Source organism: Nostoc sp. ChiSLP03a (assembly GCF_034531215.2).
Lineage (GTDB): Bacteria > Cyanobacteriota > Cyanobacteriia > Cyanobacteriales > Nostocaceae > Nostoc.
This window is the reverse complement of sequence record NZ_JAVRBQ020000182.1, coordinates 14,048-27,573: the sequence shown is the minus strand read 5'-3', so window position 1 is coordinate 27,573 and position 13,526 is coordinate 14,048. Positions and strand designations below refer to the sequence as shown.

Here is a 13,526-nt window from a genome sequence, read left to right as displayed (position 1 = left end):
ATGTGAAGTTGCACATATCTTGATCCCCCTAAATCCCCCTTGAAAAGGGGGACTTTGATAGATGTTTTTCCGGTTCCCCCCTTTTTAAGGGGGGTTAGGGGGGATCGAATTCTATGCAGCTTTATAAAAAATTGGTATTAGACTTGAAATCATTGTGACTAGCTACAATTTTTTTTCTGTAGAGTTATTATATGAGTTTAACTAAAAAGCAAGTAGCCGAATTTGCTTTCGATATTCAAAATGGAGTGGGTCGTACTGATATTCCAGATTTCGACATATTACGAAATGTTGGAATGGCAGCATCTCTTGCAGTTCACATACGAGGACTAGGAGAGATAGATTATGAGGTATTGAGAAAGGTTTCCGATCACTATTTTGATATACACTCATTTGCTTTACCAAATGTGTTAACTATTTTAGCTGAACTAGAATTTATACAACTTATAACAAGTACTACAAAAATAAAAAAAGTTATCCCTCAAGTTCCTAAATTTCAAGATATATATGAAATCATTGGAAATTACCCAAACTTAGGTGATTTTAATGAACACGAACAAGCAATACTGGCGATTCTAGGAGAATTGTACAAAAAACCAGATAATAAAGATAGATTATTAAATACTATTGGAATAGAACCAGAAGTATTTAATCGTTGTCTAACAATTGGCAGCACAGGTGGATTTATCAGAGAGCATAGAGCGCGTGAAAAAACAATACTAGTAAGTCCATATTATTTTGCTGACAATTTGAATTCTTTAGCAGATATCGTTGCCAAGAATGGCGCATCTGAGATAGAAAAAGTATTAAACTTTATACGAAATCATCAAGGTTGGCCGCTATCTTTAATTGAGCAACAATCAGAAATAGGTGGAATTAAACTTAATAATCTTCAAAAGTCACTAATAACTACTTTAGCTAGTGAAGGGGTTTTGAAACCACCGACAATAACCTTTTCTAACAGAACCGAAAGTTTTATTTTTACTCCCCATCCAGGTTCTTCAAGATTAAATGCATCTAATAGAGAAACGTATGAAAGAGCTATGGCATTAGTATCGTCTGTCCGTAAGGGGCAGCTTTTACCTGATTTATACAAAATCAGATCACCTCTACAGATACTTGAAGCTTTAAAAAATAAAGGATATTTAAAATCCAATTCAGAGGCTAATGTACAATATAAAAATTTAGTTGTTCTAAAAGTGGCATACTTAAAGCAAATTGGTAATAGTAGATGGCAGTTACATTTACATGAGACACAGGAAAACCTTGATGCTCTAAACTTGGCTATAAATATATTACGTACTGGTGAAATTTCTAATATGGAAGTAAATCAAGAAGCAAGGATAGCTTTGTCAAAAGATGAAAAATATATACAATCAATTATTGCATCAAAAGAACTACGAGTCAGGAAAAAACAAGAAATTGATGAACAAACAGCTTTAGAATTTGAAAAATTAATACTCTCATACTAAATTATGGCAATAACAAATAAAGATAGGCTGCAAAAAGAAAAAGCTATAAGGTTTTGCATTTCCAACAAGCTAATTCCCTATCTAGAAGTTAATGTTAGTAATGTTAAAGAAATTTCTCAAAATAACGCTGTTCTAACTGATATAGATGTTTTGGGTATTGAAATAACTAATCATAGAAAAGTTAGGAAAGTAATATTTGACTGTAAAACGTTAGATACAAGCCCTATTAATAGAGCATTTTGGGCTGGTGGGCTAATGAATTATACTTCGTGTGATGAAGCATTTATAATTCTTAGAAAAAAGGTAGAAGATGCACATAAGCTTTCCGCAAAGTCAATTAACATTCATTTATTTAGTGAAGAATTGTTTGATAGTTATGCAGAGGCTAATAATATTGACTATTTGGATAAATCTTCTTATGCAGCAGATATTAATACTTGGTATCAATATTTAACCTTGTTTAAAAATCAAAGAAAATTTGAAGGATTAGGAGACTATATTAATAATCAACTACCTCTAGAAAATGATTACGCAAAAGCTTTAAGAGGTATTCTGGCAAACGTCAAAGAAATAAGGGGAGAAATGAATCCAAGCAAAGACCAACATCTGTCTATATATACAAATTTGATTATGTCATTATGCTTGGTTTTATCACCTATAGTAACTGATATGATTAATATATTTGATCCGAGTTATAGTAAAGACTATTTGGAGAAAATGCTTAGATACTATATTTGGGGAGGTAGAGATAGTTATCTTCTTAGAAAAAAGATAAACGAACTAATGGCTGCTCAAAATGAGCAGATATCATCAGAATTGGAATTAGCCAATTGGAGCGAATTTGTAGAATTAGTAATAACTCTCCTTGAAGCGCCTACACATTTGGGCTTGTGTTGCATTCCGTTGAGAGAAATATCTCTACGATATTTGACTAGTATAACTCAATCTGCCGATCTACTTATTTTTGAAAGGTTAAATGAATCAAATAGAATAAGACAATTTATATTTAAGATATCATCTTATTTTATTAATGCCACAGGCTTACCAAAAGATTTTGATATAAAATTCCGCAATGTAATTAATGAACTGATGGCTATTGAATACAAAACATCTTCAAATTTTTAAACAAGGTCATTTGTGATGTTTTACAGAAGAGGGACTATCAATTAAGTTTTGCATAAATGAAGACTCAGAGAAATAATTGGCTGTAACGGAATCATTAGCTGATTACTTTCTCAAAACTGTCGGTAAGATAATTTTAACCTGAGTTCGGGTTAAAGATAGCGCAGGTTGCTGGATTTAACGCTATTTTCAGCTTACTACCTGTCCCTTTCCTTATCCCGAACTCAGGTTTTCTACGTCAGCGTTTTGGTATTGATGTGCTTACTTTTGAACAACATCCTGTGGCTTAATTCACATAAGGCGTAATTTTGAATTCTAAAAAATCGTCTACGAGTATTAAAGACTCATCCCCAATTCTCCATGCCCAATGCCCCATGCCCAATTCCCAATACCCATGACAACTAAAACACTAGGACTCGAACAAAACCTCTATGACTATTTACTGTCAGTCTCTCTCCGAGAACCAGAAATTTTAACCCAACTGAGACAGGAAACAGCCCAGTATCCAATCGGGAGAATGCAGATTGCTCCCGAACAAGGGCAGTTTTTGGCGTTACTGGTGCAGTTGCTAGGAGCTAAGAAAACTTTAGAAATTGGGGTATTTACAGGTTATAGTTCCCTGGTGGTGGCATTGGCGTTACCGAATGACGGTAAAGTAGTAGCCTGTGATATTAGTGAAGAATTTACCACGATCGCTAGACGTTATTGGCAACAAGCTGGAGTGGCGGATAAAATTCAACTGCATATTGCCCCAGCTTTGCAGACTTTGGATCGGTTACTGGAAACAGGAGAAGGAGAAACTTTTGATTTTGTCTTTATCGATGCAGATAAGAGCAACTATGATGGCTATTATGAGCGATCGCTGCAATTAGTGCGTCCGGGGGGATTGATTGCGATCGATAATGTTCTCTGGTCGGGTAGGGTTGCCGATCCCCAGGTGCAAGATAATAGAACTAAAAGAATTCGTGCTTTTAATCAAAAACTGCATCAAGACCAGCGAGTTAGTCTTAGTGTAGTAGCGATCGCAGATGGCTTAACTTTGGCACTGAAAAAGTGAATTGAGCGAAAATAGCTCTTATTGCTCTAACATTTGGAAAAATCGGGTAAAGTAATCTGGAAAAGTCTTCGCTGTGCAACCGGGATCTTTAATTACAATCCCTGGAACCTTCAAGCCAGTGACAGCAAAAGCCATCGCCATTCGATGATCGTGATAAGTTTCAATCGCTGCTGGGGTAATGGGGCCAGGTTGAATTTTCAGTCTATCTGCGAATTCTTCAACTTCAACTCCTAGCCGACGTAACTCTGTCACCACAGCTTTAATTCGGTCAGTTTCTTTATATCGAATATGTTCCACATTCCGAATGGTAATTGGTGAACTGGCGAAGGGTGCGATCGCTCCTAATGTTTGCACTAGATCCGATATATCATTCATATCAATGTCGATACCTTGCAATTGCTTCGGCCCCGTCACTTCGGTGTAATCATCCCCATCCTTAATTTGGCAACCCATCTGTTCTAAAACATTCAGCCAGAGAATATCACCCTGACAAGATTGTTTGGTCAAATGTTTTACCCGCACCCGTCCACCCGTGACGGCGGCGGCGGCAAAAAAGTAAGAAGCATTTGATGCATCGGGTTCGACTGTGTAATGTCGAGCTTGGTAACGTTGACCCGCTTTAATCTGAAACTGATTATCGCCGATTTGAATCACCTCCACGCCAAAATCTGCCATCAGACGACAGGTCATTTTGACGTAAGACTGAGAAACCAGCGTACCTTCAACTTCAACAATTGTGTCTTGTTGAGCATAAGGCGCAATCATCAGTAATGCCGAAAGTTGCTGACTTGTTTGGTTTGCTTTTAAGCGAAAATTTCCGCCAGCGAATTGCCGACTATAGACGGTGTAGGGCATAAACCCGGAGTTTCCTTCAAAGTTAACGGTTGCTCCACCCGTTTGCAGTACCGTCAACAAGTCGCCCATCGGTCGTTCTCGCATCCGGGGAACGCCATCGAGGCGATATTCACCATTCCCCAGTGCCACCAGCGCCGAAATAAACCGTGCTGCTGTACCTGCCAAACCTACAAATAAATCTGCCTGTTTAGCTGGAATTTCGCCTCCCCTTCCCGCCACTTGAATTTGTGCCAGTTGAGGATTCAAAGTAATGGGAATGCCCAATTGCTCTACGCATTTAGCAAAATATTCGCTGTCTTCACTAAATAAGGCATTTTCTAAAATGGAGTCACCTTGCGCCAAAGCTGCGACAAGCAACGCCCGATTGGTAAGACTTTTAGAACCAGGAATTTCTACCGTGGCATCCACTAGCCGATTCAGAGCAGGAATTGCAATGGTATCCACTTTAAACCTCTACGTAGGCGGTTAGCTACAACTTTATATATTGCCATATCTTGAGCAAAAGGAGCAGGGAAGTAGGGAGTGTGAGTTACAAGTAAAGTAGTGAGGAATAATATTTTAAAACTTATAATTTATAACTCGCCTATAACTCAGCACTGGCTCAAAGCCAGCTATCCGCTAACAGGACTCTAGAAAGATGCAATTTATCGATCGAGCAAAAATTGAAGTTGAAGCTGGTAAAGGCGGCGATGGTATTGTCGCTTTCCGGCGAGAGAAATACGTGCCCACTGGCGGCCCCTCTGGTGGTAATGGGGGAAGAGGTGGTTCGGTATTTTTCGTTGCCGAAGAAAACCTACAAACCTTGCTGGACTTCAGATATAACCATCGCTTTCAGGCAGAAAAGGGTACTCGTGGCGGGCCAAATAACTGCACTGGGGCAGCGGGTAAGGATTTAATTATCGAAGTTCCCTGCGGTACAACCATTTATGATGCTGAAACTGGCGAACTGCTAGGGGATTTAATTGAACCTAAGCAGACTTTGCTGATTGCCCAAGGTGGTAAAGGCGGACTGGGAAATCAGCATTTCTTGAGTAACCGTAACCGCGCCCCAGAATATGCCCTCCCAGGATTACCAGGAGAAATAAAGCAGCTGCGCCTAGAGTTGAAACTTTTGGCAGAAGTGGGGATTATTGGCTTACCAAATGCTGGTAAATCCACTTTAATTTCATCTTTATCTGCTGCACGTCCGAAAATCGCAGACTACCCCTTCACTACCCTGATTCCAAATTTGGGTGTAGTGCAAAAACCTACAGGTGATGGTACTGTTTTCGCCGACATTCCCGGACTAATCGAGGGCGCGTCTCAAGGTGCAGGACTGGGACACGATTTCTTGCGCCATATTGAGCGCACGCGAGTGTTACTTCACTTAATTGATGCTACTAGTGATGATGTGATTAGAGATTACAACACAATTAAGGAAGAATTACAAGCTTATGGACGGGGTTTAGCAGAACGTCCGCAAATTTTGGCGCTGAATAAAATTGATGCAGTCGATCGCGAAACTGTCGATTTGGAAGCATTAGCTACCCAACTTAATCATCTTTCCTACGCGCCAGTTTTTGTGATTTCAGCAGTTACTCGCACTGGGTTAGAGCCGATGTTACAAGAAATCTGGGGAATTCTCGACCAAATGAAGGTTCCTGAAGAAGTGGAAGCATTTAGATAATTTGTAATTCGTAATTCGTAATTACTACTTTTAGAGGGAAAGTAGCTGTTGGCAGCAGACAATTTTCTCAATGTCTTGTGGGGTGGGCAACATGAGCGCCCAAATTTATCCTACTTGAAGAAGTTTAAAATCCCATACACAACGGGTGTTTGTGTTGGGGTAACAGTTTTACGTCTGCGTCCACCCGAACCTGTTGATGAACATGTAGTAATTATTGGCATTGATGAAGATGATATTGCTAAAGCCGGAGGATATCCTATACCCGATGGTGAAATTGCAGATTTACTAAACAAGCTGGAAACTTACAAACCTCGTGCGATCGGACTCGACCTTTTCAAAAATGTCCCTGTTGAACCAGGTCACAATCAACTTCAGGACTTACGCAACTGGCATAAGCAATGGCGTGGCTTTTGTGAGTAGCATAATTGATACAAAACCTTAAAAAGCTTGCGGTCTCGTCAAATTCGTAGATTAGACTAGAACCACAGGGTAACAATCAAAGGAAGATTATGATGAGCGATCGCGACTATACCTTAATCATTGATAAAAGCGGTAGTATGTCTACACCCGACCAAGTGGGTGGTAGAAGTAGATGGGAAATCGCTCAAGAGTCTACTCTTGCTTTGGCCAGAAAGGCCGAACAGTTTGACCCCGATGGCATCACCGTTTACGTGTTTTCTGGTAGATTTAAACGCTACGATGATGTCACCTCAGCCAAAGTCGCCCAGATATTTCTCGAAAATGACCCTGCTGGCACAACAAATTTAGCTGGTGTACTCCAGGATGCCCTCAATAACTACTTTCAACGCAAAGCAGCTGGTAAAACCAAGCCAAACGGAGAAACAATTTTAGTGATCACCGATGGTGAACCAGACGATCGCAAAGCTGTGTTTGAAGTCATCATTCATGCTACTCGCCAAATGGAACGTGATGAAGAATTAGGAATTTCGATTATTCAAGTAGGTTCAGATGCCCAAGCAACTAAATTCCTCAAAGCCTTGGATGACCAATTACAAAGTGTTGGCGCTAAATTTGATATTTGCGATACCGTCACTTTAGACGACTTAGAAGAAATGAGTCTTGTAGATGTATTGACGAACGCTATAACTGACTAATATGTTTGGCGATCGCCCATAGTTCAGCAACTATTAATTCTTAATTGGAGAATCGAATCATGCTAGAAAATCGTGATTATACCTTGATTATTGACAAAAGCGGTAGTATGGCAACCCAAGATCAAAAGGGTGGTAGAACTAGATGGGTTGCAGCCCAAGAATCAACTTTAGCTTTAGCTAGTAAATGCGAGCAATTTGACCCAGATGGCATTACTATCTATGTATTTTCTGGCAAATTCAAGCGATACGAAAATGTCACATCCAGCAAGGTGTCACAAATTTTTCGAGAGAACGATCCCTCTGGTACAACTGACTTGGCAAGTGTGTTAAAACATGCAACTGATGATTACCTTCAACGCAAAGCAGCCGGTCAAACCAAACCAAATGGTGAAACAATTTTAGTAGTTACTGATGGTGAGCCGGACGATCGCAAAGCAGTCATGAGGGTGATTATTGAAGCTTCTCGTCGCATCGATCGAGATGAAGAATTAGCTATTTCTTTTATTCAAGTTGGCACAGATCAACAAGCTACCCGCTTTCTCAAAGTCTTAGATGATGAACTCCAAAGTGCTGGTGCTAAGTTTGATATCTGTGACACCATTACTATGGAAGACATGGAAGATTTGAGTCTATCGGAAGTGCTACTCAATGCTATTAATGACTAGCTATACTATTTTTTAGGAATTGCAAAAATGGATTCCCTTGATAAGCTCTTAGCCCAACTCGAAACTGAATACAAAGAAGTACAACCACAACCGCAATCAAAATCAGCCACAGCCAAATCGTTTATTCCACCATTGCCGAAGTCGGCATCTTTCATGGATAAGCTTTTGGCAGAAGTTCAGGCTGATTTTGCCCAAGAGGATGCTGCTATTGAATTAAAAAGACAGCAAGAACTAGAACAAGAAAGGATTCGACAAGAACAACTCAAAGCCAAACAACTAGAGGCTTTGAAAGTGCAAGCAAAAGAATGGTTAGCCAAAGTAGATCCACTTTCATCCGAAGGACTTTGGTTTGAAAGGTTTGCTGAAAGTTACCCTTCAAAATTAGAGGCGGCGATTGAATATTTAAAAAGCAATGAATAAACTTAAAATTTAAAATTTAAGACCCCATAGATAAATCTGCTCGCTAGAATTGAAAATTAGCAAATTTAATTGAAGTAAGCGCAAATAATTCTACCAATTTGAAAAACGAATCCGACAAATAGACCATTTGTAGAGACGCGATTCATCGCGTCTTTACCCAAGGATATGTTGCAATCATTAATTGAATTGGTATTAGAAGATGTGTTGGGTATATTACCGCATTAGCGTAATGCACCGAAGACCTCAAATGGTGAGTTACGAAAGCCATAAACTACCATACATATCAAAGTTAAGTTAGCAATAATTGTTTATTCACTATAATTAATATTAATGGTGATTTGTTCTAGCTAAATGTTGCACAGCCCATTCATGCATAGCATAGAGAATTGGTTGCAAAGTTTCTCCTAAAGGCGTCAGTGAATATTCTACCTTGGGTGGAATTTGGGGATAAACTTCTCGATGAATAATGCCGTCTTCCTCCATTTCTCTGAGTTGCTGGGTTAGCATCTTTTGCGTAACTCCAGGTAAAGCCCGTTGCAGTTCACCAAAGCGTTTGACGCCAGTCATTAATTCTCTAATAATTAAAACTTTCCAGCGTCCGCCAATCACTTTTAGGGTAGTTTCTACTTCACAAGTCAGCCTGAGATGGTTTTCTGCTTCAGCTTTCATAGTTTTTTTGTAGGAATAACCAGAAGGAAGGTTTGCTCGGTAGTACCACTAGTTATCTGATTATTACTTGTTTTATGTCTTTCATAATTAGTGTAGCAGCTGCGGGAATATGAAAAGTTTTCACAAGGCTAGACTTGTTCGTGCTTTACCTGTTGTTAAATAATTGCAAATTCAAGCAAAGAAGCTTCAAAAATCTCAGGTGATGCTAGAGAATATAGAAATCCCTGGCTAACGAAAGTTTCAGCCAGGGGTAGTCATCGTTAAATACTCAGCATATCTATAGTTACGTAGCTACCAACTCAGAATCAATTTCCGATGGCGCACTATCTTGGACTAGCGATCGCGTTTCGCCGTTACGCTCAAGGATACCGCCAACCATTGCCAACAAAGCATTCACCTTGCGAGTTCGCCACATATCTACGAGGTTTTGCACTTCAGTTGCAGACATCCGGCGCATCATCGCTTCGTAGAGATAAGCAGCGTGTCCAGTTTCATCTTGGGCAATACTTAGCATTCCTAACTTCAAGTTACGAGCGGTTGGCTCGTTATCAGGTAATACTTTCGCCATTCGCGCAAAGTCTTTGCTAGCATCTAACTCCAGAATGTATGTGCTAGCCATAAACGTATCCCAATCAATCACAGCAGGTTTGAGTTGTTCTTGAGGGTAGCCCTCATAGAATGCTGCAAAAAAGGGACTACGCTGTTGTGATTTTTTTGTAGATGTAGTTTGGGGTTGAGCCTTAAAATCTATAACTTGTTTATTGAGCTGTTGTAAAGCGTGGGCGAAAATTTTACCATGCCTAGTTTCATCTGATGCATGTTTGGCTAGTTTTTCGGCTAACCATGTATCGCCTTCGGCTGCGGCGCGATCGCTAAGTGCAGATAAAAATGGCACAGAGCCAGATTCCGCCAACTGAAACCCTGCAAGGATATTGGGACGGGTTTTAGAATCACGAATTTGAGCAGCAGAGTAATAGGCAAAGACACCTGAACCAGCTAAATGCAGAACGTTAGTCAAGAAGTTCATCAAAAATTCTCGCTGACAATTGGAAGGTTACAATTCTTATACTAATCCGCATTTTCTATTCCTTTGCCGCCAGAGGGTTTTATCATTTTGAATTGCCTATGGGAGTATTTCAACAGTTAACAAATATATCTTTTCATTTTGCTAGTATCATCCCACAGAGATAATTTGGTAATTTTGGATGGAGAAATTAACTAAACCAGTGCGATTTTGGCTTTGTGCAACTATCATAATTTTGGGTTTGTTCGGCTGCGATCGCTTGATCGGGAATTCTGGAGAACCAGTTGAACGAGTCAGTGATGGTGATACTTTAGTAGTAAAAGATGCCGATGGCAAAAATCTGACAGTCCGCTTTGCTTGTGTAGACGCGCCAGAAATAGCTCATACAAACAAAGAAAAGCAGAGTAAACGTATTAGCGATCGCAATCAATTTACTTGGGGTGTGAAAGCCCAAGAACGGGTGCAACAACTGGTGCAACAAGGAGGCGATCGCGTGACTTTGAATATCACCGATAGCGATCGCTATGGACGCAAAATTGCCGAAGTCCGTTTAAAAAATGGCACTTTTGTGCAACAGGTATTGTTACAAGAAGGTTTAGCAAAAGTCTATCGTCCCTATTTAAACAAGTGTCCTAGTAAAGATTTAGTTCAACAAGCCGAAGCTAAGGCGAAGGAGCAACGGCTCGGCGTTTGGAGCGATACTAAATTTATAAATCCTTGGGAATATCGCAGTCTATATAAGAAGTAAAACAGGAGTCAGAATTCACTAATTCACCAATTCTGAATTGGTGAATACTCTACGCATAAAAGTATAGAGTTTTAATCAGAAAAACTCTAGCGGTTTCTACTTGAATGCACTATTACATTTTTTAGCATTGGCTATTTGGGTAATAACTTAGCTACTTCCTTTGATTCCCCCCTACTCCCCTGCCTCCCCTGCTCCAACTCATTACTCATTACTCATTACTCATTACTCCTCTGCTCCCCCTGCCTCCCCTGCTCCCCCTGCCTCTCTACTCCTCTCCCCAAGTTTGCAGTTGCAAATAAACTAGTACCAGCGTCACTGCTAATAATACAGTCGCTCCTGCTGCTGCATAACCAAAATCAAATTGACCAAAAGCCTCTTGGTAAATGTAGTAAACCAGCAGATTAGTTGAATTTAGTGGCCCACCGCCAGTCATCACAAAAACTTGCTCAAAACTCCGCAATGTAAAAATTGCGGTAGTAATGACTGCAAATATCACAGTCGGGCGCAATCCGGGTAAAGTAATATACCAAAATTGTTGCCAAGCATTTGCTCCATCTAAGTCTGCTGCTTCATAACGACTGGGAGGAATTGCTTGCAACCCTGCTAAAAAAACTACCATATTGAAACCCAGTTGTTTCCAAATACTCATTAAAATAATTACTGGCATTGCCCAAAATGTGTCTCCTAACCAAGGTATTTCTGAAATGCCAAAAAAATCTAAAAGTCCGTTAACTGGCCCTGATGTCTGAAACAGCCAGCGAAATCCCAAACCCGCTGCCACAATTGAAATAATTGAAGGTAAAAAATAAGTACTTCGCAGGATGCCCCGCAAGGGAATGGAGCGGTTTAATAATATTGCCAATGCCAAGGAGATAACTAAACTGGGAATGATGGTGGCAATGGTAAAATAGAAGGTGTTACCTAGAACTTGCCAGAAATCGGGGTCGAGTAGCAAGCGCCAATAGTTTTTTAAGCCTATCCAATAAATACCTTTTAAGGTGAAACTACCAGCAGTGAAACTGAGATAGAACAAATAGGCAATCGGCCAAATGATAAAAACACCCAGCAAAATTAATGCTGGTGCGAGAAAAATCCACGCGGCTACTGTATCATTATCCAACCACGACTTAGTATATATTTTTGGCATCTATAATTAACCTTTCTAGCTGTTATGACTTTCCGCCCTGATTCTACCCTGAGCTTAATTTCTCCCAACATTAGCGATCGCTTGGGGTTTGCTCTTGGTTCATAATTATCTCTACTTGGAGTCTTTACTTAAACATCGCTATTTTTCTGCAAACTCAAACCAATCCCAAATGCAATTTTAACGCCGCATCAATTAGTACCATTATCTCTTCGTTTAAACTACCTAATACTTCACCAGTAATTCGTTGCTTAGAAATTGTTCGCACTTGCTGCGCCTGTACTTTAGAAGACTTTGTTAAACCACTAACCTCTGGATTAAGCAGAACTTCAAAGGGATAAACACGGCTCACATTAGAAGTAAGCGGTAAAATTGTTACAGTGGTAGCAGCACTATTACTTGTATTATTACTGACAATTAGCACTGGACGACGTTTACCCATTTCTGAACCCATCACCGGACTAAGATTTGCGTAATAAATATCACCACGTTTCATCTGTTAAACCATCTGCCACTGTCACATCCCAATCGTTATCAATTTCAGCAGATGCTTCTCGGTAAGCTGCCTCTAATTCTCGGTTTCGCAGCAATTCTAATGCTTCTTCAATTACTTGAGAACGAGATTTACAGCCTTTATTGAGCTTGTAATTTTCGACAAACTCCACTAAAGACGGTGGCAAGGAAATAGAGAGTTTTTCTACATTCATCTTCCTACCAATTAGTAGCAAAAATAATTCCTACTAATATACTAGCTTAATCTCAAGTCAGTAAATCGATGCTGCTACTTACTGCATCATTATCCAACCACGACTTAGTATATATTTTTGTATATATTTTTGGCATCTATAAATTAACCCTCCTAGCTGTTATGACTTTTTGCATTGATTCTACCCAGAGCTTAATTTCTCCCAACATTAGCGATGATTGCCAACAATTCGCCCCTTTAAAACTGGGAATTATGGCTTCTGGGAATGGCAGCAATTTTGATGTAGTTGCCCAAGCTATCGAAGATGGACGGCTAAATGCCCAAATTCAAGTTTTAATTTACAATAACCCCTCGGCAAAAGCAGCCGTCAGAGCAGCTAATAGAGGTGTAGAAACTGTTTTATTAAATCACCGCAACTATCAAAACCGAGAAGAGTTTGACGAAAAAATTGTGCAGACATTGCGGCACTACGATGTAGAGTGGGTGATTTTGGCAGGGTGGATGCGACTATTAACGTCAGTTTTCATTGATGCCTTTCCTGAGAGGATTATCAATATCCATCCGAGTTTGTTACCTAGTTTCAAGGGAATCCATGCTGTAGAACAAGCCTTGGCATCTGGGGTAAAAATTACTGGTTGTACAGTGCATATAGCTTGCTTAGAAATGGATAGCGGCCCAATATTAATGCAAGCCGCAGTACCAGTACTGCCGGATGATACAGCAGAAACACTCCACGCCAGGATTCAAATTCAGGAACATCGAATTTTACCATTAGCGATCGCTCTAGCAGCTTCGTCAAAAGTTACACTAAGCGTAACGTAAAAATACATATATCAATTAAGGGCGCACAGCTAGCTGCGCGCCCC

At 39.9% G+C, this 13,526-nt stretch carries 16 protein-coding genes; 10 read left to right on the top strand and 6 right to left on the bottom strand.

Features of this window, described 5'->3' with window-relative positions; genetic code table 11:
- Nucleotides 1–191 precede the first annotated feature (191 nt).
- The 3 genes from RMY32_RS30620 (at nucleotide 192) to RMY32_RS30610 (ending at nucleotide 3,648) form a co-directional block, all read left to right on the top strand.
- Complete coding sequence (locus tag RMY32_RS30620) at nucleotides 192–1,469, top strand: hypothetical protein (RefSeq protein ID WP_322711757.1); 1,278 nt, start codon at nucleotides 192–194, stop codon at nucleotides 1,467–1,469.
- A 3-nt stretch (nucleotides 1,470–1,472) separates the two neighbouring features.
- Nucleotides 1,473–2,594, top strand: coding sequence for a hypothetical protein (locus tag RMY32_RS30615; protein ID WP_322711756.1), 1,122 nt, complete (start codon nucleotides 1,473–1,475; stop codon nucleotides 2,592–2,594).
- 391 nt (nucleotides 2,595–2,985) lie between these two features.
- Nucleotides 2,986–3,648 (top strand): class I SAM-dependent methyltransferase, encoded by a 663-nt coding sequence (locus RMY32_RS30610; RefSeq protein ID WP_322711755.1) that lies wholly within the window; start codon nucleotides 2,986–2,988, stop codon nucleotides 3,646–3,648.
- Between the two features lie 18 nt (nucleotides 3,649–3,666).
- On the opposite strand, the gene aroA is transcribed toward RMY32_RS30610, so the two are convergent.
- On the bottom strand, nucleotides 3,667–4,947 hold the full coding sequence (gene aroA / locus RMY32_RS30605) for a 3-phosphoshikimate 1-carboxyvinyltransferase (RefSeq protein ID WP_322711754.1): 1,281 nt from the start codon (nucleotides 4,945–4,947) through the stop codon (nucleotides 3,667–3,669).
- 193 nt (nucleotides 4,948–5,140) lie between these two features.
- On the opposite strand from aroA, the gene obgE reads away from it, so the two are divergent.
- The 5 genes from obgE (at nucleotide 5,141) to RMY32_RS30580 (ending at nucleotide 8,369) form a co-directional block, all read left to right on the top strand.
- Nucleotides 5,141–6,169, top strand: a complete 1,029-nt coding sequence (gene obgE / locus RMY32_RS30600) for a GTPase ObgE (RefSeq protein WP_322711753.1) — start codon at nucleotides 5,141–5,143, stop codon at nucleotides 6,167–6,169.
- A gap of 48 nt (nucleotides 6,170–6,217) precedes the next feature.
- Nucleotides 6,218–6,589, top strand: coding sequence for a CHASE2 domain-containing protein (locus RMY32_RS30595; RefSeq protein WP_322711752.1), 372 nt, complete (start codon nucleotides 6,218–6,220; stop codon nucleotides 6,587–6,589).
- An 89-nt stretch (nucleotides 6,590–6,678) separates the two neighbouring features.
- On the top strand, nucleotides 6,679–7,284 hold the full coding sequence (locus tag RMY32_RS30590; RefSeq protein WP_322686512.1) for a VWA domain-containing protein: 606 nt from the start codon (nucleotides 6,679–6,681) through the stop codon (nucleotides 7,282–7,284).
- A 59-nt stretch (nucleotides 7,285–7,343) separates the two neighbouring features.
- Nucleotides 7,344–7,949 (top strand): vWA domain-containing protein, encoded by a 606-nt coding sequence (locus tag RMY32_RS30585; RefSeq protein WP_292869171.1) that lies wholly within the window; start codon nucleotides 7,344–7,346, stop codon nucleotides 7,947–7,949.
- A 27-nt stretch (nucleotides 7,950–7,976) separates the two neighbouring features.
- On the top strand, nucleotides 7,977–8,369 hold the full coding sequence (locus RMY32_RS30580) for a salt stress protein, Slr1339 family (protein WP_322696382.1): 393 nt from the start codon (nucleotides 7,977–7,979) through the stop codon (nucleotides 8,367–8,369).
- 327 nt (nucleotides 8,370–8,696) lie between these two features.
- On the opposite strand, the gene RMY32_RS30575 is transcribed toward RMY32_RS30580, so the two are convergent.
- Together RMY32_RS30575 and RMY32_RS30570 are read right to left on the bottom strand one after the other, a co-directional pair.
- A complete protein-coding gene (locus RMY32_RS30575; RefSeq protein ID WP_322696381.1) occupies nucleotides 8,697–9,038 on the bottom strand; it encodes a helix-turn-helix domain-containing protein in 342 nt (113 codons plus the stop codon).
- A gap of 283 nt (nucleotides 9,039–9,321) precedes the next feature.
- Nucleotides 9,322–10,065 (bottom strand): ferritin-like domain-containing protein, encoded by a 744-nt coding sequence (locus RMY32_RS30570; protein WP_322711751.1) that lies wholly within the window; start codon nucleotides 10,063–10,065, stop codon nucleotides 9,322–9,324.
- 178 nt (nucleotides 10,066–10,243) lie between these two features.
- On the opposite strand from RMY32_RS30570, the gene RMY32_RS30565 reads away from it, so the two are divergent.
- Nucleotides 10,244–10,810, top strand: coding sequence for a thermonuclease family protein (locus RMY32_RS30565; RefSeq protein WP_322711750.1), 567 nt, complete (start codon nucleotides 10,244–10,246; stop codon nucleotides 10,808–10,810).
- A gap of 265 nt (nucleotides 10,811–11,075) precedes the next feature.
- On the opposite strand, the gene RMY32_RS30560 is transcribed toward RMY32_RS30565, so the two are convergent.
- From RMY32_RS30560 to RMY32_RS30550, 3 genes are all read right to left on the bottom strand, one after another.
- Nucleotides 11,076–11,957: a sugar ABC transporter permease gene (locus RMY32_RS30560; protein WP_322711749.1), complete on the bottom strand. Its 882-nt coding sequence runs from the start codon at nucleotides 11,955–11,957 to the stop codon at nucleotides 11,076–11,078.
- 154 nt (nucleotides 11,958–12,111) lie between these two features.
- Nucleotides 12,112–12,450, bottom strand: a complete 339-nt coding sequence (locus tag RMY32_RS30555; RefSeq protein ID WP_322711748.1) for a type II toxin-antitoxin system PemK/MazF family toxin — start codon at nucleotides 12,448–12,450, stop codon at nucleotides 12,112–12,114.
- Nucleotides 12,437–12,661, bottom strand: coding sequence for a ribbon-helix-helix domain-containing protein (locus tag RMY32_RS30550; protein WP_322711747.1), 225 nt, complete (start codon nucleotides 12,659–12,661; stop codon nucleotides 12,437–12,439). Before RMY32_RS30550 ends, RMY32_RS30555 begins: the two co-directional genes overlap by 14 nt.
- A 161-nt stretch (nucleotides 12,662–12,822) precedes the next feature.
- Between RMY32_RS30550 and purN the strand changes: the two genes are divergently transcribed.
- Complete coding sequence (gene purN / locus RMY32_RS30545) at nucleotides 12,823–13,482, top strand: phosphoribosylglycinamide formyltransferase (RefSeq protein WP_322711759.1); 660 nt, start codon at nucleotides 12,823–12,825, stop codon at nucleotides 13,480–13,482.
- Nucleotides 13,483–13,526: the final 44 nt, after the last annotated feature.

Coding starts and splice junctions, on each gene's coding strand:
- RMY32_RS30610 (WP_322711755.1), top strand. CDS start 2,986: ATGACAACTAAAACACTAGGACTCGAACAAAACCTCTATGACTATTTA.
- RMY32_RS30580 (WP_322696382.1), top strand. CDS start 7,977: ATGGATTCCCTTGATAAGCTCTTAGCCCAACTCGAAACTGAATACAAA.
- RMY32_RS30585 (WP_292869171.1), top strand. CDS start 7,344: ATGCTAGAAAATCGTGATTATACCTTGATTATTGACAAAAGCGGTAGT.
- RMY32_RS30555 (WP_322711748.1), bottom strand. CDS start 12,450: ATGAAACGTGGTGATATTTATTACGCAAATCTTAGTCCGGTGATGGGT.
- purN (WP_322711759.1), top strand. CDS start 12,823: ATGACTTTTTGCATTGATTCTACCCAGAGCTTAATTTCTCCCAACATT.
- RMY32_RS30615 (WP_322711756.1), top strand. CDS start 1,473: ATGGCAATAACAAATAAAGATAGGCTGCAAAAAGAAAAAGCTATAAGG.
- RMY32_RS30570 (WP_322711751.1), bottom strand. CDS start 10,065: ATGAACTTCTTGACTAACGTTCTGCATTTAGCTGGTTCAGGTGTCTTT.
- RMY32_RS30590 (WP_322686512.1), top strand. CDS start 6,679: ATGATGAGCGATCGCGACTATACCTTAATCATTGATAAAAGCGGTAGT.
- RMY32_RS30620 (WP_322711757.1), top strand. CDS start 192: ATGAGTTTAACTAAAAAGCAAGTAGCCGAATTTGCTTTCGATATTCAA.
- RMY32_RS30565 (WP_322711750.1), top strand. CDS start 10,244: ATGGAGAAATTAACTAAACCAGTGCGATTTTGGCTTTGTGCAACTATC.
- RMY32_RS30550 (WP_322711747.1), bottom strand. CDS start 12,661: ATGAATGTAGAAAAACTCTCTATTTCCTTGCCACCGTCTTTAGTGGAG.
- RMY32_RS30560 (WP_322711749.1), bottom strand. CDS start 11,957: ATGCCAAAAATATATACTAAGTCGTGGTTGGATAATGATACAGTAGCC.
- obgE (WP_322711753.1), top strand. CDS start 5,141: ATGCAATTTATCGATCGAGCAAAAATTGAAGTTGAAGCTGGTAAAGGC.
- RMY32_RS30575 (WP_322696381.1), bottom strand. CDS start 9,038: ATGAAAGCTGAAGCAGAAAACCATCTCAGGCTGACTTGTGAAGTAGAA.